The sequence below is a fragment of the Neptunomonas sp. CHC150 genome (assembly GCF_030397555.1).
In the GTDB taxonomy this organism is placed as follows: Bacteria; Pseudomonadota; Gammaproteobacteria; order Pseudomonadales; family Balneatricaceae; genus Neptunomonas; species Neptunomonas phycophila.
Genome location: NZ_JAPNXU010000005.1, coordinates 347,899 through 367,970, shown reverse-complemented (window position 1 = coordinate 367,970; position 20,072 = coordinate 347,899). Strand labels below are relative to the sequence as shown.

18 protein-coding genes and 1 tRNA gene are annotated in these 20,072 nt (G+C 48.6%); 17 read left to right on the top strand and 2 right to left on the bottom strand.

What is annotated here, in order from left to right:
• The first annotated feature begins 163 nt into the window (after positions 1-163).
• Both OW491_RS06110 and OW491_RS06105 read left to right on the top strand, forming a co-directional pair.
• Positions 164-1,909 (top strand): autotransporter assembly complex family protein, encoded by a 1,746-nt coding sequence (locus OW491_RS06110; RefSeq protein ID WP_290035133.1) that lies wholly within the window; start codon positions 164-166, stop codon positions 1,907-1,909.
• Entirely contained in the window at positions 1,906-5,628 is a 3,723-nt protein-coding gene (locus OW491_RS06105) for a translocation/assembly module TamB domain-containing protein (protein WP_290035132.1), read from the top strand. The genes OW491_RS06110 and OW491_RS06105 overlap by 4 nt, the downstream gene beginning before the upstream one ends.
• 154 nt (positions 5,629-5,782) lie before the next feature.
• Here the strand turns inward: OW491_RS06105 and OW491_RS06100 are convergent.
• Positions 5,783-5,858 (bottom strand) — tRNA-Phe (locus OW491_RS06100).
• Positions 5,859-6,194: 336 nt separating this feature from the next.
• Between OW491_RS06100 and OW491_RS06095 the strand changes: the two genes are divergently transcribed.
• The 15 genes from OW491_RS06095 to OW491_RS06025 all read left to right on the top strand — a co-directional run bounded on the left by OW491_RS06095 (position 6,195) and on the right by OW491_RS06025 (position 19,322).
• A complete protein-coding gene (locus OW491_RS06095) occupies positions 6,195-7,100 on the top strand; it encodes a hypothetical protein (protein ID WP_290035130.1) in 906 nt (301 codons plus the stop codon).
• Positions 7,097-7,765, top strand: a complete 669-nt coding sequence (locus OW491_RS06090; protein ID WP_277253468.1) for a hypothetical protein — start codon at positions 7,097-7,099, stop codon at positions 7,763-7,765. Before OW491_RS06095 ends, OW491_RS06090 begins: the two co-directional genes overlap by 4 nt.
• Positions 7,762-8,490, top strand: coding sequence for a type II secretion system protein GspM (gspM, locus tag OW491_RS06085; RefSeq protein WP_290035128.1), 729 nt, complete (start codon positions 7,762-7,764; stop codon positions 8,488-8,490). Before OW491_RS06090 ends, gspM begins: the two co-directional genes overlap by 4 nt.
• Entirely contained in the window at positions 8,483-8,854 is a 372-nt protein-coding gene (locus tag OW491_RS06080; protein ID WP_290035126.1) for a hypothetical protein, read from the top strand. The genes gspM and OW491_RS06080 overlap by 8 nt, the downstream gene beginning before the upstream one ends.
• On the top strand, positions 8,851-10,488 hold the full coding sequence (mshL, locus tag OW491_RS06075; RefSeq protein WP_246283286.1) for a pilus (MSHA type) biogenesis protein MshL: 1,638 nt from the start codon (positions 8,851-8,853) through the stop codon (positions 10,486-10,488). The genes OW491_RS06080 and mshL overlap by 4 nt, the downstream gene beginning before the upstream one ends.
• Positions 10,489-10,509: 21 nt before the next feature.
• Entirely contained in the window at positions 10,510-11,421 is a 912-nt protein-coding gene (locus OW491_RS06070) for an AAA family ATPase (RefSeq protein ID WP_290035125.1), read from the top strand.
• A complete protein-coding gene (locus tag OW491_RS06065) occupies positions 11,418-12,905 on the top strand; it encodes a tetratricopeptide repeat protein (protein ID WP_290035124.1) in 1,488 nt (495 codons plus the stop codon). The genes OW491_RS06070 and OW491_RS06065 overlap by 4 nt, the downstream gene beginning before the upstream one ends.
• A 12-nt stretch (positions 12,906-12,917) precedes the next feature.
• On the top strand, positions 12,918-14,681 hold the full coding sequence (locus OW491_RS06060; RefSeq protein WP_075179481.1) for an ATPase, T2SS/T4P/T4SS family: 1,764 nt from the start codon (positions 12,918-12,920) through the stop codon (positions 14,679-14,681).
• Positions 14,682-14,683: 2 nt separating this feature from the next.
• Positions 14,684-15,916, top strand: a complete 1,233-nt coding sequence (locus tag OW491_RS06055; protein WP_290035122.1) for a type II secretion system F family protein — start codon at positions 14,684-14,686, stop codon at positions 15,914-15,916.
• A gap of 13 nt (positions 15,917-15,929) precedes the next feature.
• Positions 15,930-16,463 (top strand): hypothetical protein, encoded by a 534-nt coding sequence (locus OW491_RS06050; RefSeq protein ID WP_290035121.1) that lies wholly within the window; start codon positions 15,930-15,932, stop codon positions 16,461-16,463.
• A 110-nt stretch (positions 16,464-16,573) separates the two neighbouring features.
• Entirely contained in the window at positions 16,574-17,080 is a 507-nt protein-coding gene (locus OW491_RS06045; RefSeq protein ID WP_290035120.1) for a type II secretion system protein, read from the top strand.
• Between the two features lie 21 nt (positions 17,081-17,101).
• The gene (locus OW491_RS06040) at positions 17,102-17,596 is read left to right on the top strand and encodes a prepilin-type N-terminal cleavage/methylation domain-containing protein (protein WP_075173333.1); all 495 of its coding nucleotides are present in this window, start codon (positions 17,102-17,104) and stop codon (positions 17,594-17,596) included.
• Entirely contained in the window at positions 17,577-18,101 is a 525-nt protein-coding gene (locus tag OW491_RS06035) for a type II secretion system protein (protein WP_277253767.1), read from the top strand. Before OW491_RS06040 ends, OW491_RS06035 begins: the two co-directional genes overlap by 20 nt.
• A complete protein-coding gene (locus OW491_RS06030) occupies positions 18,101-18,925 on the top strand; it encodes a type II secretion system protein (protein WP_290035119.1) in 825 nt (274 codons plus the stop codon). Before OW491_RS06035 ends, OW491_RS06030 begins: the two co-directional genes overlap by 1 nt.
• Entirely contained in the window at positions 18,915-19,322 is a 408-nt protein-coding gene (locus tag OW491_RS06025; RefSeq protein WP_075173331.1) for a hypothetical protein, read from the top strand. Before OW491_RS06030 ends, OW491_RS06025 begins: the two co-directional genes overlap by 11 nt.
• A gap of 3 nt (positions 19,323-19,325) precedes the next feature.
• Here OW491_RS06025 and pyrE read toward each other — a convergent pair whose 3' ends face one another.
• Complete coding sequence (gene pyrE, locus OW491_RS06020; protein ID WP_075173330.1) at positions 19,326-19,973, bottom strand: orotate phosphoribosyltransferase; 648 nt, start codon at positions 19,971-19,973, stop codon at positions 19,326-19,328.
• Positions 19,974-20,072 lie beyond the last annotated feature (99 nt).

The window sequence follows — 20,072 nt, the reverse complement described above, 5'->3', positions numbered from 1 at the left end:
ATCGGGTTTTTAGTGTCTTACGTACACGCTTTGCTATCATCCATATTTTTGTAATTTTTATAGTAAGAGGCAGCAGCAAAAAGCGTGCTGCCTCTTAATTATGGACGATTGAAAAATAGCCTGCTTGAATAGCGTCTTGCTGGCGATTGTAGGAGTATGAGTATTGAGTCGTTACCGCAGTAGAGCCATCGTTTGTTTCTTAGTGAGTTTGTGGGCATTTACTTCCAATGCATCGGCAGCCAAGCTTGATGTGGTTATTCAAGGTGTAGAGGGTAAAGTTGCTGACAACGTAAAAGCCTTTTTAACGATTGAGTCCCTTAACGGTGAAACCTTCACAAGTGAGAGCCGTGTGCGGTATTTAAACCGCAAAGCTGAAGACGAAATTCGTACCGCCTTGCAGCCTTTTGGTTACTACAACCCTATTATTACCTCAGAGCTTAAAGATGGCCCCGATGTTTGGGTGGCGACCTACTCCATCGTACCGGGCAACCCTATACCGTATGGCAAAGTTGATATCGCGATTGATGGAGCCGCTGCCGAGGATGTAGTATTTAAGAGGCTACTAGCGAGTACACCTGTTAAGCCGGGTAACCCTTTAATACACAGTGAGTATGACGGGCTTAAAAGCCAAATTTTATCGTTGGCCGCTGAGCGGGGATACCATGAAGGGGAAGTGACTAAGAGTCAGGTCTTGGTAAAAATAGACAGCTACACGGCTGATGTTCAGCTCCACTTTGCCAGCGGCCCTCGATACAGCATTGGTCAGGTTAATTTTTCTGATAGCCCGATTTCTGAAAAGCTGCTGACTCGTTATTTGCCATTTGAAGAAGGGCAGGCTGTTAAAACGAGTGAGCTGGTTGAGCTGCAAACGAACTTGTTAGATAGCGATTACTTTTCTCGTGTTGAGGTTCGCCCGCTATGGAGCGATGCAAGTAACCAGCAAGTCCCTATTGATATTATCCTCGAACCTCAAAAACGTACACGTTATGAGGCCGGTGGTGGCTATGGTACTGATACCGGTGCGCGAGTGCGTTTAGGAGTAACCCGGCGTTGGGTTAACTCGCTTGGCCATCAGTTAAGCGGGGACGTGCAGTTATCGCAAATTACTAACTCCGCTTCATTGGAGTACGCGATTCCTGGCCAAAACCCCATGACTGAGCGTTATACCATCAATTTGAACTATGAGGATGAGCATTCCGATACCGTTGATTCAGAGAGTTTGTCTATCGGTGTTTCTGAGCAGTGGCAATGGAAGCAATGGCAGATGGTGACTTCATTACAGTATGAAGAAGAAACCTATACGCTGGACGGTGAGACGGATAGTTCTACGTTACTGTACCCCTTATTTAGTGCCTCGACGGTTTCCACGGGTAATCGATTGAATGTAAAAAATGGTTACCGTTTGTCAGGGCAGATCATCGGTGGCGCTGATTCAGTGTTGTCTGATACCAACTTTGTGCAAGTGCAGGCTAGCGGTAAAGTTATCCACAGTTTGACGGACCAAATTCGTGTTCTGGCTCGTGTTGAAGCCGGTATAACAGCGGCGGATGATTTTGACAAAATACCGGCCTCTCATCGCTTTTATGCCGGTGGTGATACCAGCGTACGTGGTTACTCGTACCAAAGCCTAGGCCCTAAGGGCGATGACGGTGATGTGGTTGGTGGACCTAACCTGCTAGTGGGTAGCTTAGAGACCGATTACCGGTTTACGGGCTCTGACTGGGGGGTTGCCGCTTTTATCGATATGGGTAATGCCTACGAAGATGCCGATTTATCCTTAAAAACTGGGGTTGGTTTTGGGGTTCGTTGGTTTTCTCCAATTGGTCCTATTCGCTTGGATTTGGGTTTCCCGCAAAATAACAGTGATGACCGTTTCCGCATTCACTTCACCTTGGGAGCTGATTTATGAGTCCAGGTAAAGTGGCTAAGTGGACAGGCTTAAGCTTATTAATGCTGGTGCTGTTGATTATTATGCTGGTCGTAGGAACGGTGGCTTATTTAGGTGGTACGCAATCGGGTACCCGTCAACTATTGGACTTGGGTAAACGCTTTGCTCCCGGTGAGTTGTCGGTGGCGCAGGTCGAAGGTGCGCTATTAGATGAGCTGACACTGCAATCGTTAACCTACGGGCAAGAGGATGGGCTACGTGTGGCTATTCCTCGCTTATATCTTAATTGGGAACCATCAGCGCTCCTATCCCTGACTGCACATGTCATCTCGCTGGAGGTTGATCAGCCGACATTGGTGTTGCCCTATACGGAGCCCGAAGTAGAACCCGTTGGTGAAACACCCTTATTTCCGATCAGTTTACCGAACGTTAGCTTACCGGTTCAGCTTGCTATCGATAACGCGACTATTACGGGCGTAACTTTACAGCCAACCTTAGCGGATGGGTCGCCGGGCGTTGTTCAAACGATTGATAATTTACGGCTAAAAACGCATACAGAGGGCGATCAGCTCGTTATTGATCAGCTAGCCATTAGTGCTCCTCAAGGTAAAGCTGAGATTGCCGGGGACGTTACGCCAACTGATGCATACCCGTTAGATCTCGCCGTTAACTGGTCGGTAAACCTTCCGGATAAATCGCCGTTAGTGGGCGAAGGTAAATTGACCGGTAATACAGATGTATTGGAGTTAACGCAGCAATTATCAGGCTTGCTAAAAGCGAAGTTGGTTTTGACGCTTAATGATGTGTTACAGGCGCCGACCGGTACGCTAACGCTCGATCAGTTTTTGGTCGACTTAGGCGTTGCCGTGCCCGACTTTGCTGGACAAACAGTGTCTGGCTCGGCTGATATCGGCTTCGACATGGAGCAAGTGACCGTGACTTCACTTGCATTTACGCAGGACCAATCTAAAGGCACTGTAACGCTGAGTGGGGATGTCTCACATATCCAAGAGCAACCGACCTTTGATCTAAACGGTGTGTGGAAAGGGCTGCGTTACCCGTTGACGGGGGATACACTCCTCGCGGGTAGCGAACAAGGTACACTAAGTGTGACAGGGCCGTTAGATGGGTACACCATTGCTATGTCAACGCAGCTCAATGGCGATGCCATACCTGCCGGGCAGTGGCAACTCAATGCTCAAGGAAGCACCGAGCGCTTTAAGCAATTCTCGCTAACGGGCAACACACTAGAAGGCGAGTTAGCGGTCACTGGTAATGCGCAATGGGCCCCGCAGGTTAAGTGGCAAGTTGCATTAACGGGTAAGGGTATTAATCCGGGTGCTCAGTGGCCTGAATGGCCTGGGAAATTGACGACTGAGCTGACATCGCAAGGTCAAATATCAACCGCTGGCGTCTTATCACTAACGGCTGATATCAAACAACTGACGGGTTCTATGCGAGAGCAATCGGTCGGTGGGCAAGGTAAAGTCGCGCTGAATGGTGATGTGGTCAATATTGAACAACTGCGTTTATCGATGGCTGGTGCAGAACTGACGACATCCGGGCGCTTAGCAAACAACCTTGACCTAAGCTGGGCGATTAAGGCCCCTAAACTAGCCGACATTTTGCCGAATGCTCAGGGCAGTATTACCGGGCAAGGCACGGTAAAAGGTACACAAACAGCGCCAGTTATCATCGGTAATATAGCGGGCGATACGTTACAGTTTTCGACGAATCGAATCGCTAAGCTCGAAGCTGATGTAAACGTTAATCTGGGCGCGCAGCAACAGTCTACGTTAGATCTAACCGCAACACAGGTTAACCTCAGCGGGCAACAATGGTCTGATATTACGCTTAAAGGGCAAGGTACACCGGAGCAGCATAACCTCACATTGGTTGCGAAAGAAGGCGAAGTTGATGTGTCCTTAGCGTTAAATGGTGGCTGGAAAGCGCCGCAATGGGCAGGCTCCTTAACGCAGCTTGATATTACTAATGAATTGGCAGGGAAATGGCAGTTAGGCAACCCGGTAGCCATTACGGGCAGTGCGGAGCAAGCAAGCGCTTCACAATTGTGCCTTAATCGTCAGCCTACTGGCAGTGGCGCTGCGTGTGTGCAAGGAAGTTGGTCGACTAAAAGCGGTGCTAAAGGGGCGGCCACGTTAAAAGAAATATCACTGACCCTGTTGGAACCCTTTATGCCTGCAGGCACAGTAACTAAAGGGGTTTTGCAGGCATCATCCGATTTCAGCTTACCGCCGGGTAAGAACCCAATTTTTGATGTTAGCGCCACTGTGCTTCAAGGTGGAGTCTCGCTCGAAGATCAGGACCTTAATATATCCACAGGCGATGTGTTGGTGAGCGTGATAGGTGAAAAAGAAACCCTCACCGCGAATTTGCAAATTCCTGTGTTGCAGCCAGCGGGTAGTATCACAGCAAAAATGACTGTGAATGACCTTTATAATCAAGGGATACTTGCCGGTAGCTTTAACGCTCAACTGAGTGATCTTAAATTTATCTCGCTGTTTTCTCCGCAAGTTCAAGCCGTAAAAGGGCAAGTACAATCCGAACTAACTATCTCAGGTAATCTTTCTCAGCCAAAAGTTTTAGGTTACATGGAGCTGCAAAATGCCAGCGCAGAACTACCCGCTCTTGGTATTGTGATGGATCCCATCAAGCTCAATATCAAAGACAGAGAGGGTAGCGATACACTGGACATTACTGGGGCGTTAACATCTGGAGAAGGCACAATCGATATAGCCGGTAATTACAACCCTCTGGCGGGGGCGGGTGAATTAACGTTAGCAGGCAAGCGCTTCTTAGCGATGGGAACTAAAGAGATCCAGGTATGGATTTCGCCGGACCTGCAGGTGGGGCTCGACCCTGACTTGATCAAAGTACGCGGAGAACTCACCATACCGGAAGCGAACATTACGCCCCCTAAATCCAGTGGTGTTAACAGTACGAGTGTTTCTTCTGACGTAGTGGTGGTGCAGGATGAGAGTGAATTAAACGAAGTCGCCGCGGGCCCAGCCATTGATGCCGCTGTTCGGTTAACCCTCGGTGATAAAGTTAATGTTGATGCCTTTGGATTCTCAGGTCGGCTATTGGGTAGCATCTTGATTGAAGATGACGGTCGTCAAGCAACACGAGCGACTGGGAATATGGATGTAGCCGCGGGTGAGTACACGCTTTATGGACAAGACCTGACCATCGAGCGGGGCAGCGTTGTATTTACCGGTGGCCCTGTGGATAACCCCGGCCTAGATCTGCGGGTATCACGCACCATTGACAGTGATGATGTTACGGTAGGCGCGCAAGTGTCTGGCACCATCAACAGCCCGCGCTTTACCCTTTACTCGTCACCCTCACTACCTGAAAGCAGTAAGTTATCCTACCTTATGTTTGGACGCGCACCGGGAACCGGCTCTAGTTCTGAACAAGCGTTACTTTATCGGGCTGCCGCCGCGCTCGCTATGAAAGGTGGTAACAGCATTGCCGAAAATTTAAACGAAACCCTAAAGCTGGATGACTTTGGCCTAGAAGGCGACTCGGCGAATGAGACATCGTTATTCATTGGCAAGTACCTCTCGCCCCGCTTGTATATTAAGTATGGCGTTGGTTTGTTGGAACCCTCCAGCACCTTCTTCTTGCGGTATAAGCTCAGCTCGAAATGGGATTTCGAATCTGAAACAGGTACCTCGGGCAGTGGCGGTGACGTGATATATACTTACGAGAAGTAAGCAGCCATTATTAGCCCCTCTTGCTAATGCTTGATCGGGGCTTTAGCTAAGCACATAAAGGTAATCGATGAATTTCACCCACAAAAAAGCCCCGCTTAACACCTAGTGAGGTTGGCGAGGCTTTAATATATTACTTGGTACCATTTGTAGGAAATGGTGCCCGGAGGCGGAATCGAACCACCGACACGAGGATTTTCAATCCTCTGCTCTACCGACTGAGCTATCCGGGCTTAAGTGGCGCATATTCAACCATTTAAGCCTAGTTCTTGCAAGCAAGAATTCATAATTATTGATGATTTTACGTATTTTTTTCAGTGACCTTACGGGCCTTTAGGCTTTTTCTGCGTTTTAAACGAGAGCTTGTTGGTGTTAGCGGGCTTCCTCCTTGTTTCCGATACTCTTTTTCTTGCTATGTCATACAGGCCTACCCAGTCACTGAGCGGGCGAACTTTGAATCTTCGTCTAAACTTAATGGGGCGTTGGTCGCTATAAATTAAACGTTTGTTGGTTTACGAGCTTAACCATTCGGGTTTAGCTGGGTGTAGCGTGAATGAAGGGATTAGTAGGTGTTTTCATTTAAGAAGCGGAAAAAAACACACGATAGCTTATTGGCGCTACAGGTTATGCCCGACGGCGTGGCGTTGGCTGTTAATCATTTGCGCGATGGGGCGCCGCATTTAGAGACGGTGGCGTTTATTGAGCAAGCTCAACCGCTTACAAACAGTAAAGTTATTGCTGAGTATTTATCTGAGCACCGTTTAACCGATGTCCCTGTTAGCTTGGTGCTACAAGAGGGCGAGTACCAACTGTTACTGATTGAAGCCCCTGATGTGCCAGTGGACGAGTTAAAAGATGCGTTGCTATGGCGTGTTAAAGACTTAATCCAATTTAACCCTGAAGATGCTTATCTCGATTACATTGAGTTACCCGACGATGCTTATCGGGGGCGAGGTAAGATGATTTATGTGGTTGTGGCCGAGCGGACGTTAATTGATCAACGCGTAGATTGGTTGGATGCACTGGGTGTGTCCGCCGTTACTATTGATATCCCTGAATTGGCCTTACTAAATATCACTGAATCGCTATGTGCCGAAGAGATGGGCACGGCTGTTCTCTTTTTAGAAGAAGATCGAAGTAACCTCACCATGTTATCGGGCAGTGCTTTGTATTTAGCCCGAGGGTTGTCTTATAGCCCTTTTAATCAGGTCGAGAATACGGTTCTAGATATCCAGCGTTCTATGGATTACTTCGAAAGCCAGATAGGTAAACCGCCGTGTGTGCGTATCCTCATATTGCCGCTGCAAGTAGGTGAAACACCGTTGTTAATGGAGCTGCGTAACAATCTATCTGCGGATGTTCAGTCGTTGGACTTAGCCGATGTCGTTGGTTCTGATGAGCCATTGCGCGTTGATTTGCAGCAGGTGTGCTTAATCGCTATTGCCGCGTCTTTGCGTAATACGGAGGCGAAATGAGCATGTTAAAACAGCGGATTAATTTATTGCCTGAAAGGGTGGCCCCCAAGACTGATTGGCTCAGCTTTGATTATGTCATCCGCGCCTGCGTGGCTATTGTGCTGGTAGCCGTATTGTGGGCCGCCTGGATGTACTGGATGGACATGAAAACGACTGCCGAGCTGGATGCCGTTACCCTGCGCGCTCACACCTTGGAGCAACAAGTTAAAGAGGCTGAAGAAGCGATTGGTTTGTTAAAGCCTGATGCGCAGTTGTTGCAGCGTCAAGCACGCTTAGAGCAACGTTTACGCACTAAACAAAGACTCATGACCTTGCTGTCGCACATTTCTCCTGATCGTCATCCTGGATTCTCTACCGCGATGCATGATGTGGCCGCGACAATCCCTGAGGGGATGTGGCTAACGCGGTTAGCTTTCGATAACCCTCTGCAGGCTGCTGATTTTAGCGGTGTCACCACGGAGGCATCTTTGATGCCGGTGTTTTTCAGTGAATTATCGCTTATGCCATCTTTTAGGGGGTTTAGTATCAATACGTTAGCGACTACAGCGCTTGAAGGCTCAAACAATCATCAGTTTGATGCCGCCGGGTCACGTCTTGCTGATAGTGATGAACAATTGACCTCTGATAAGTCGAATCCGGATACGCTTACAGGAGGTTCGCAATGAGTACGGAAGGGGTTACAACGATTGAATCGTGGCGCCAGAAATTTAACGCTTTAACGCCACGTGAGCGTGTGTTGATCGCAGGAACGCTGGTTGTTTTGGTGGTAGTTTTGCTCTTTCTATTGGTTATTGAGCCTAAACAAAAAGCCATCCAGTCATCTACGCAAAGGATCACTCAACAGCAGCAGGCTATTAAAGCGAATGAAGCCAGTTTGGTTATTTTAAACCGTGCGTTGTCCCAAGACCCTTCAGCCCCCATTCGCCTGGATATTGATGACTTAGTCTCTCAAGACTTAGCAATGTCGTCACGTATCGCTAATGAGTCGGCTAAGCTCGTTGATCCTACGCAAATGAGCCGGGTACTAGAGGCGGTTTTGGATCAGTCATCTGATTTACGCCTTCTATCCTTACAAACACTGCCTGTTCAGCGTTTAGATATCACGGGTCAGCCGTCTAGCGATAACGCAGGGGCGGCGTCAAACACTACCGCCGGCCTATCAGCAGCTACAGAAACCCCGATCGATCCTGTTCCAGTATATGAACATGCTTTTGAGCTAAAGGTTAGTGGCAGTTATGCCGCTGTATATATATATCTGCATCGCTTGGAACAACTAAGCCAAGCTTTCTTTTGGGATGTACTAGAGCTCAACGTTAAAGAATATCCGACAACAGAAGTGACGCTGCGTATCCATACGTTAAGCGGCGAGGAGGGGTGGTTGGGTGGCTAACTCAAATCCGAAGACCGTTTCTACCTTATTAGTAAGTAGCTTGCTGCTAGCTATGCTGTTTACAAATAGGTTGGCAGCTGAAGAAGCGCCCGCTTTAGTAAAAGATCCCACCCGACCTGGCCAGTACTCAGCGCCGGTTGCCTTTGCTGCCCAGCCAGCTGCGAGTTTTCAGGTAGCGTCTATTATTAAACGTAAAAAAGGCGCGCAAGCCATTATCAATGGCCAGCCAGCAAGCTTAGGTAGTTTTGTTGATGGCGCTAAGGTGCTTCGAATTACACCAACGCGAGTGTTATTGCAGATCGATCAAAAGACGATGTGGGTATCAGTTACCGATCAATCCGGTATGAAGGTACACCGGAGATGAGAGACCAATTATTAATGAATATACAATTAGAAAAGATACTCCCAATGCCCGTTCGAGTTGGCTGTTTACTATTGCCGATTGTGTTGGCTGGTTGCCAAACGGTTGGGCATGTAACGCAAGAGCCTCCCGCCAAAGAGTCTGAGTTAGTATTGGAACAGGCGATTGCGCATAACCAACTGACGAATGCACTAAAACCGCCTCCAGCACCCTTAGCGCTCGCTCCAATGTCAATCGCTCAATTAGCGGCGGTTGAGGACGAACGCTTCGATGTGTCGGCAGACCGGTTGAGTGCTCGCACGTTCTTTATGGGGTTGGTTGAAGGTACGCCTTACAACATGATCGTTCATGAAGAGATAGCGGGGGCGATAACACTGCACTTAAAAGACGTGACGGTCGCTGAAGTCATGAAAGCGGTGCGCGATGTCTACGGTTACGAATATAAGCGTAACGGTAATCTGTACCAGGTTGTCCCTAAAGCCTTAGAAACACAGATATTTCAAGTTAACTACTTGGATATACAGCGCATAGGCAAGTCGCAAACATCAGTGAGTTCGGGCTCAGTATCGCAAGTGAGTAATGATGACAGCAGCGATGATAGCTCTGATTCATCTGATAGCAGTAGCACGCAAACGGTCCAAGGTACGCAAATCAGTACGCGTAGCCAAGCGGATTTTTGGGGTGATTTACAACAAACATTATCGGCTATTATCGGCCAAGAAGCGGGTCAGCGAGTTGTGGTTACCCCGCAAACTGGCGTAATAGTAGCGCGTGCTTATCCTAGTGAGCTGCTCACGCTTAAGTCATACCTTGAAAAAGCCGAATTGATATTACGCCGTCAGGTGGTGATCGAAGCTAAGATCCTAGAAGTGACGCTAAGCAACGGCTTTCAGGCCGGGATTGATTGGTCTGCCATAGGTACGCCTAATTCTCGTAATAACCTCGTGGTTGGGCAAAGTTCTGCATCTTTCACAAACCCAGACAATATTGGTGGCATTTTCAGTGCTGCACTTAACTTAAATGATTTTACGGCGCTTATCGATTTGCTAGGTCGCCAAGGTAATGTGCAGGTACTGTCTAGCCCTCGGGTGTCTACGTTAAATAATCAAAAAGCAGTTATTAAAGTGGGGACAGACGAGTTTTATGTGACCGATATTCAAAACACGACAACCACCGGTACGGCAACCACATCTACACCGGATGTAGAACTAACCCCTTTCTTCTCTGGGATAGCCTTAGATGTGACTCCCCAAATTAGTGATGACGACGAAATTATTTTGCATATCCACCCATCAGTGAGTGAAGTTCAGGATCAGCAAAAGCTCATTAGCATAGGCGATGATGCGTTTAACATTCCGCTGGCGCTAAGTTCTATTCGTGAATCCGATAGTGTCGTTCGGGCGGGCAGTGGGCAAGTCATTGTGATTGGCGGTTTGATGAAATCAAGCAGTAACGATGTGCTTGCGAAAGCCCCAGGCTTAGGTGACATACCGGGTGTTGGCAAGTTGTTTCAGCAACGCCAGCAAAGCTCCGATAAAAGTGAGCTGGTGATTTTGCTCAGACCCGTGATTGCTGATGGCAATAGCTGGAAGCAAGAGCTGCAACGCTCGCTAGATAGCTTCCGTGGCTTGCAATAACCGGTTATAGGAGCGCTCGATATGTATATGGATCACTTTGGGTTACAAGAGCTGCCTTTTACACTAACGCCTAATACGCGCTTCTTTTTACAGTTGCCGGCGCATCAAGAGGCATTAAATTTAGTGCTGGTGGCGCTTAGCGGTGGCGATGGCTTTATCAAAGTTGTGGGTGAAGTGGGTACCGGTAAAACCATGCTGTGCCGCACACTACTAAACACGCTAGATGAGCAAGACTACATTACCGCGTACCTACCTAATCCGTTCTTAAACCCAGAAGCCCTGCGTCAGCACTTTGCATTAGAAATAGGTATCGAAGAGGCATTAGAGCTGGGCGATCTAGCGCTCATGGCGCGTATTAACGAGCAGTTAGTCGCACATGCGCGCGAGGGGCGGCATACGGTGCTCATTGTCGATGAAGCGCAGGCTATGCCGGAAGAGACAATAGAAGCGTTGCGGTTGTTAACCAATCTTGAGACAGAATCCGAAAAGCTTTTTCAGGTGGTATTACTAGGGCAGCCAGAGCTAGATACTTTGCTGGCTCAGCAATCGTTACGCCAGTTAAAGCAACGCATAACCTTTAGCTGTCGTTTACATCCGTTGGCCGATGATGCGGTAGAACTATATCTACAACAACGAGCCACTCGGGCAGGCTATAACGGCTTATCGCTTTTTTCGAAGAAGGCGATTCGCTTGTTGTCAGAGTCGTCAGCCGGTATTCCTCGCTTGGTGAATATATTGGCGCATAAAGCGCTAATGAGCGCCTATGGCAAAGGTGATGCAACGGTGAGTGCTTTTCACGTCATGCGCGCTATTGATGATACCGAGGGAGTGACTCTGTCCAATCACTATCAACAGTGGTTGTGGAAAGGGCTGACCATTGCGCTCATCAGCGCTGGAGTTCTTTATGCCGCTCAATCAAGAGGCTTGCTATGAGCCTAGTGAATGACATGCTTCGCGATCTGGATGCTCGTCAACGCGGCGAGTTATCCGCAGTGGCTGCAATACAAGGGTCTAGCAAGCCCAAGCGAAGCCGTCAGCGTTTGTGGGTAACGATCATTGTATGTTTAGTGCTTTGCTTGCTAACCGCTTACTTAGCGGTGCGCTCATTCGCCCCTTGGATATTACAAGATATCAACAAACAGCTCGTTGCTCCTTCAACACAACCGCAGACTCAATCTGTTTCTGAGCCTCAGGCACTGACGCCCGTTAGAACAGAGCAGCAGCCAGCCGCTGAAACGATAGGGTTGGAGTCAGCAAGCGACGAGTTAGTCAATAACGATGCGACTAGCACACCCGCAGGTGCTTCCACCCAGCCAGTCGCTAATACAGTCACTAAAATTAATTGGACTGGTTTGGCTGATGGCAATGGCTATTTATCTATATGGTTAACCAATACACGTCCTTTTACGGTTCATGAGAATAGCGCCCAAGCGTTTGAATGGGATATTGCACAAACGCAACTAGCAATAGCGTTACCAAAGACACTATCAGACCACGTTTCCCGCTTTACTCAACTACCGAGCGACACAGGAACACGCTTTCGCATTGAAACGCGTGTACCCATGCGGTTTAAGCCATCGTTACGTCAAAATCCAGCACGTATGGTTGTGGATGTGTCCATGGTTCGGGCCGCTCCTAGCGGTGCAGTAGCAACCCAAGCATTAGTCGCTAACCAGAGTTCACCGGAATCGAGCCGTGTTGAAACGGAGCCGAGTGCGGCTCGTGTGGCTGAACCTGAATCCACACCTGAATCCACACCGGCAGCCGCTAGCCCTGCAGCTGTCTCCAGTCCAGAAGTGAGCGCTGAAAACAATACGCCCGACACCAACGAAGTGTCAGGAACGTGGCGAAAGGCGATGAACACTAAGCCCACTGATAGCTCGATCGTACGTGAAGCTCGTCGTCTATTAGCTAAAAATGATATCAATGCCGCTGTTCAGCGCTTAGAAAAGTTTGTAGCGCAATATCAAAAGAGTGATCAAAGCCGTTATTTGTTGGCGCAGCTCTACTTATCCACAGAAAACTATTCGTCTGCTCAGCGGGTCATCGATGGAGCCCCTGCAAGTTTGTCATGGGCATTGCTCAATGCACGAGCGCAACTGCAGCAAGGCAATGGTGATATGGCATTGGCGTTATTACAACAATATCCCGAAGCGCAAGCTCGTGAGGATTATGTTGATTTGTTGGCGTCTGCTTATCAGTTGCAAGGAGACCACCGACAAGCTGTCCAATCATATTTGACCGTGCTGGCCCTGAACCCTCAACAGGCAAGAGCATGGATCAATATGGGGATTTCTCTTGAGCATTTGCAGCAGCGAAGTAGAGCCATTGATGCTTACCAAAATGCAATACGGATACCTGATATCCCACCCGCGTTGCGCCAATATGCCGCACAACAACTTCAGCGTTTACAGTAAAGGGTAAAAACAATGGCATCGCCTAAAATGAAAATTCGTATTGGTGATCTGTTGGTGCAGAGCGGAGTGATTTCTGAGCCTCAGTTAATGGAGGCACTGCAGCGTCAAAAAGATACACGACAAAAGCTAGGCCGCACGCTCATCTCCTTAGGTTATGTAGAAGAGCAACAGTTCTTAGAGTTTTTGGCCAAGCAGATGAATGTGCCGCTCGTTGATTTAGCGCACTACAGCTTTAACCAGCCAGACGTACTCAAACTATCAGAGACGCATGCCCGTCGTTTTCGTTGCATTGTGCTCAAAGACAACCCTGACCACTTTTTGGTGGGGATGTCGGACCCGCTAGACATCTTCGCGTTTGATGAAATACAACGGTTATTACCCAAGACGGTAGAGCTTGCAGTGGTTGCCGAGAGCCAGCTCTTACAGACTCTTGATTTGATGTATCGCCGCACAAGCGATATTGCCTCACTCGCCGATGAAGTAAATGAGGAGATGGCCGAGGATACATTCGACCTGTCTCGTCTAACGGCTGCGGATGAGGTGGATGCGCCCGTTGTTCGTCTGTTAAAGAGCTTATTTGAGGATGCTGTGCAGGTTGGCGCGTCGGATATTCATATCGAGCCAGATGAAAATGTGCTGCGTATTCGGCAGCGTGTTGATGGTGTCTTGCAAGAGCAAGTGATGAAGGAGACGCGTATTGCGCCTGTTTTGGTACTTAGATTAAAGCTGATGGCGCAGCTCAATATTTCCGAGAAACGGCTACCGCAAGATGGGCGTTTTCAAATTAATGTTAAAAATCATACTGTTGACGTGCGTATATCAACTTTGCCAGTGCAGTTTGGCGAATCAGTGGTAATGCGTTTGCTAGATCAAAGTGGTGGGGTGATTGGGCTCGATAAGGCCGGCTTACCCCATTATTTACTGGCGCGCTTACGCCGCTTAATTCATCAGCCTCATGGGATTTTGCTAGTAACAGGGCCAACGGGTAGTGGTAAAACGACCACATTATACGGCGCCTTAAATGAGCTGAATGAAGCCAGCCGGAAAATTATTACCGTAGAGGACCCTGTCGAATATCGTTTGCCGCGGATTAACCAAGTACAGGTTCATCCACAGATAGGTTTAACCTTTTCTAAAGTACTGCGTTCGTGTTTGCGACAAGACCCTGATGTTTTATTAGTGGGTGAGATTCGCGATCTAGAAACGGCCGATATTGCGTTACGAGCGGCCATGACAGGTCACTTTGTTTTATCCACGCTTCATACAAATGATGCCATTTCTAGCGCCATGCGGCTTATTGATATTGGTGTTGAGGGATACTTAGCAGGTACGGCGTTGCGCGGGATCTTAGCCCAGCGTCTAGTGCGGCGTATTTGCGATAACTGTAAAGCGCCTTACCAACCATCGGTTCAAGAAAGTGTATGGCTCGATATTAAAGCCGAAGAAGCCGGTGTAGAGGCGCAGCATCTGCATCAAGGTAAGGGCTGTACGTATTGCAATAATACTGGTTACAAAGGGCGCATAGGGATCTTTGAGCTATTAGAGCTCAATGACGAAATGACCGATGCGTTGCGTCGAAATAATAGTTCTGACTTTGCTAAAGCCGCGCGCCAAAGTGAAGGCTATGAACCCTTAGTGGTGAGTGCTTTGAAGTTAGCGTCGCAAGGCATTACTTCGTTGGATGAAGTGTTCCGCGTGACTGAGCAAATGGACGAAACAGCTTACCTGGACATTCCTGACGCGGCGCCGTCGGACGCTAGCCTGGAGCTGGAGTAAACATGGCAACGTTTGAGTACCGAGGGCGTTCGGCTGATGGCTCAGCAGCAACAGGGCGTTTGGAAGGGCTGAATAAAGCTGATATTGCGGCACAGTTAGCTGACCAAGGGATTATTCCTGTCAAGGTTGAGCTGGTCGAGAAAGCCGAAGACGCCGGTGCAACAAAGGAGAGTTTTGGGTCAAAAGCGTTATTCCAGCGCGTCAGTATTGATGAGCTTATTATGCTCAGCCGACAGCTGTCGAGTTTGACGCGTGCGGGAGTTCCGATCACTAATGGTATGCGAGGTCTTGCAAATACAGTTAGTAACCCCTTACTTACTTCAACGCTGACTCAGATAGCTGATGATCTAGAGCGGGGTAATTCGTTATCCACAACAATGGCGAAACACCCCAAACTGTTTAGTAGCTTGTATGTCAGCTTAATCCATATCGGTGAAAACACCGGTCGTTTAGATGACTCGTTTAGGCAGATGGCGGTCTACCTCGAACTAGAAAGACAAACCACCCGCAATATTAAACAAGCAACGCGTTACCCGATGTTCGTGTTTATAGCGATAGGGTTAGCGGTGGCCATTATCAATGTGTTTGTGATCCCCGCATTTAAGTCCGTATTCGAGAGTTTTGGTGGCGATATGCCATGGCAGACACGGGCACTGATTGCGTTATCTGATTTTACGGTGCAGTGGTGGTACATCATCGTATTTGTATTGGTTAGCAGCGTTATTATGTTTAAGCGCTGGAAGAAAACGCCCGCAGGTCGGCTTAAGTGGGATCAAATCAAACTCAAATTTCCTTTGGTTGGCGGTATTTTTTACCGCGCAGTGTTAGGTCGCTTTGCGCGTACCTTTAGCATAGTGCTTAAAGCCGGTATCCCCATTGAACAGGGCCTCACCATCGTTTCTCGGGCAATGGGGAATGAATACATTGGCGAAAAGGTCTCGGGCATGCGTCGAGGGATCGAGCGCGGGGAAGGTTTTACCTCGACCGCCTATCGCACAGAAATGTTTAGTCCACTGGTCATGCAAATGTTAGCGGTAGGAGAAGAAACCGGTCGGGTGGATGAAATGCTGGAAGAGGTAGCTAACTTCTATGAGGAAGAGGTGGAGTACGACCTCAAAAACCTATCGAGTGTTATCGAACCTGTGTTGATTGTGGCAATAGGCATCATGGTGCTGATTTTGGCGCTCGGTGTGTTTTTACCCTTATGGGAACTCAGCACGACAATTAATAAATAACGATGGCGTGTTTATGGCTCTAAGGCGCATGCGTTTGTTAGAAGTGGCGGTGGTGGTAGCCATTGTGGCGGTCTTGTATGGCGTTTTATCCAGCAGGCTCGTTGTTCTGGGTGAGCGTGCAGAGCGAGCGGCTATGCAAGGCATGTTGGGGCAATTAAAACAGCAGTTGAACATTAAGTTGGCGCAATACTACATCGCAGGTAATAAAGATTTGCAGTCATTGCAAGCAGAGAATCCTTTTATGTGGCTTGAGCGTCCGCCAGAAAACTATCGAGGTGAGCTGGCGTCGCTGGTCGACATCATGAATCAGCCAGAGAATGAAGTGTGGTTTTTTGACACGAGTAACCGCGAGCTGGTTTACAAAGTCAATCGGCATCAATTTTTAACAATAGAGGGGCAGAACCAGCAAATCTTACGATTTGTGCTTAACTTAAACCAATCAGCGGCCGATAAACAAGGTAAAGCAGAGACGGCGACGTCAACGGTATATCACGGTGTCTTTAGCACTGCAGTACCTTTTACGTGGCAAATAGATACGTCACCTTGATAGGGCGTATCAAATTTACTGTTCGCAAGAGCCTAAACAGGCTTCCCGAATAACCAATTTTAGAGCAAGCGTATGGCGGTTAACCGTCGTTTAACAGCGGAGTTGTAACAATGAAACGACAATCAGGTTTTACGATAATCGAATTAGTAGTAGTCATCGCACTGCTGGGTATTCTGGCGGCGGTAGCATTGCCTCGCTTTATTGATGTCACTGATGATGCTCACAGAGCTTCAGTCCAAGGTACAGCCGGTGCATTAGCCTCCGCTGTGAGCCTTGTCAAAGCGCAAGCGATTGTGGAAAACACTACACAAGGCAACTCAGTCCAAGTGGATAGTAACCATATCGTAGTGAACAGCGCTAAATACCCTGTCACTTCGGGTACAAGTGCGGTAACGAGTGCTACAGCAAGCCCAGCAGTGAGTGCCGCTGGATGTGTTGCCGTGTGGGATGCCGTTTTACAAGCGGGTGCGCCTTCGGTTGCGACGGCTGCAGGTTCTGATTTTATCGTAACGGCGGCGTCTGATGATTGTGTATATACCTACAATAACTCTACGGCTATCACGGATAGCGATGTTATTACCTATGATACAGCGACAGGTGAAGTGACTCTTGATTAAGTTATTTTGCTAACATGACCTATGTTGTTAGGTAAGAAGCAGCAAGGCTTCTCCATGATTGAAATGGTCACAGTGCTGGTGCTTTTAGGAGTGCTCGGTGCTGCGGCCTTTTCGCGTTTTGGGAACACATCATCGTATACCGAGGCCATTGTTCAGCAAGAGTTGCTGGCTTATTTTCAGTTAACACAGCGTGTTGCGGTAGCTCATCAAGATAGCACCACAAGTTTTACGTTAACGCGTAATGGCGATCAATGGGATATCGCCTTACAGTTTGATGGACAAACGGTCAATGATCAGTTGAATGCAGAGCAGGTTATAACTGTTCAGCTAAACAGTTTTTCAGCCGATTTAGACGAGGGTGTCACCTATCGAGCCGAATACAGCGACGATGGAGATTTAGTGGCAGTGACCTCGCCAACCAATCTTTCGGTGACACACAGTGTTCAATTTAGCATAGGCACGCGCGCACTATGCATTGCACCAACGGGGTTTGCCTATGAAGGCTCCTGCCTCTGAAGCGGGCTTCTCGCTCATCGAAATAGTGCTTACCATTGCCATTATTGGTGTGGCGCTCACGGTTATGATTGCGGCGTGGGCGCAAATGGCAAAGCGCACAGGCGATCCTTTTTTCCAAGCCAAAGCCGCATTTTTAGGGCAAGCCTATATCGAAGAAATACTCACGAAACGGTTTGACGAGAACACGCCGGTAGGCGGACTTCCTGCTTGCACCGCAACGAACTGCTCATCTGCGCTTGGGCCTGATGCTCAAAGCGATGGCTCAACGGAATTACGCAGCGCGTTTGATGATGTTGATGATTATAATGGACTGGTTGAAACTCCCTCAGAAAATGCACTCGGCCTAGTGCGCCCCGAATATAATGATTACCAAGTATCGATTGTTGTGGCCTATGCCGGTGGTGATTTTTCTCGGCCAGCTCATACCGCTAAAAAGGTCGATGTGTGGGTAACGCCTCCCGGCGAAACAGCGATTCGTTTTACCGCTTATCGGGGTAATTACTAATGGTAGGGTTGCCCAAAACACAGCGCCAACACGGCTTTACATTGATTGAATTGATTGTTGTTATTGTGTTGCTGGGGATCATTTCTGTTGGGACTACGGGCTTTATTGTTAGCTCTGTAAAGGGCTTTAGCGACCAGTCTCGTCGGCAAGGGATTGCAGCCGCAGGGCGTATTGCTATGGACCGCTTAGTGCGAGAGGTACGTAACGCGTTACCTAATAGTGTACGGACTACCTCAGATGCCTCTGGTACTTGCTTAGAGTACATCCCAATACAAGAAGCCACTCAATATATTGACGCGCCAATTGGATTTGCAGCCGATTCGCTGTCGGTTATCCCGTTTAGTGACACGCCTCGTTTTACTGCAAACCAAAGTCGCGTGGCGGTTTACCCCATTAGTACGGCCGCGGTTTACCGCGAAGGTGCATTGGGAGCGATATCGTCGACGGTTAGTTCAACGCCTGCTAGCTTGGTGGCATCCAATGCGGTAACACTGACCTTAAACAGCGCACATCAATTTGAGCGAGCATCCCCGCGTCAGCGGCTGTTTTTCGTTGATCAGCCTGTTAGTGTTTGCCTAGTGGGCGACCGGCTTTACCGATACAGCAACTATACTCGTCGGGCGTCTCAGCCAACGCCGAGCAGCTTGCCGAGTACAGAGCCTGATCGCGGGCTGTTGGCTTATCCTGTCAGTGCAGCAACCCCCTTTAGAGTGATTGATGCGACCTTACAGCGTAACGCGTTGGTGTTACTGGAGTTTTCCGTCAATAATCAGGGCGAATCTTTATTAATTCAGCAAGAGGTGCAAATTCGAAATGCGCCGTGATCGGAGTTTGCTTGCTAAATACGAGACAGGGTTGGGCCTAATATCGGCCATTTTTGTCATCGTCATCATTGCCTTATTAGTAGCCGCCATGTCGAAAGTGATGACGATAGGGCAGGGGTATCGCTCGCAAGAGGCGCTGGCGACACGTGCGTTATTAGCCGCTCAGACAGGTGCAGAGCTACATTTATCCGAACTGCTGCACCCTGATAATGGCAACAGCTGTGCAAACACGACGCGAACGCTCACGGTGGACGGTTTGCAAGACTGTAACTATCAAGCCAGTTGCGCTGTGATAACGATCAGTGGGCAGAATTTCTATACCATAAACAGTGTAGGGCGCTGTGGTAGCGGGGTGGATTCGGCAACACGCACCGTTAAAGTACGTGTTACCGACTAAGTATTAGGCATCAATACCGTATTGCTCGCGGTAAGCGTTAATTGCCTTAACCGACGCTTCGTAGCCGCCGACTTCGCTTAAGTAATCGACAATGTCAGTTAACGAGACAATACTCACCACCTGCATGCCATAGTCGCGTTCAACTTCTTGAATCGCCGATAGCTCACCTTTGCCTTTTTCCATACGGTTTAAAGCAATCATCACGGCGGCTGGCGTTGCTTGGTTAGCGTTAATAATATCCATGACTTCGCGGATAGCCGTACCCGCGGTGATCACATCATCAATAATCATTACCCGGCCTTGGAGTGGGGCGCCAACAAGGTTGCCGCCTTCGCCGTGATCTTTCGCTTCTTTGCGGTTAAAGACGTAAGGTACATCGAGGCCGTAATCGTTCGACAAAGACACCACAGCTGCCGTTGCAAGCGGAATCCCTTTATAAGCGGGGCCAAACAGTACGTCGAACTCTATGTTGGCCTCTTGAATAGCCGCGGCATAAAAACGACCGAGCTTAGCCAGCACCGCCCCTGAATTAAAAAGGCCGGCATTAAAGAAGTAAGGGCTGACGCGACCAGACTTTAAGGTGAACTCGCCAAAGCGCAAAACCTTCTGTTCGATGGCAAATTGAATAAACTCTCGCTGGTACTTTTGCATCACTGTGTCCTGTGTACGATTAAAAAAAGCTATTTTAGCACTGACAAGCCCATTAGAACGACATTTACCGTGGGATCAAATTTCATTTTGGTGAACTTA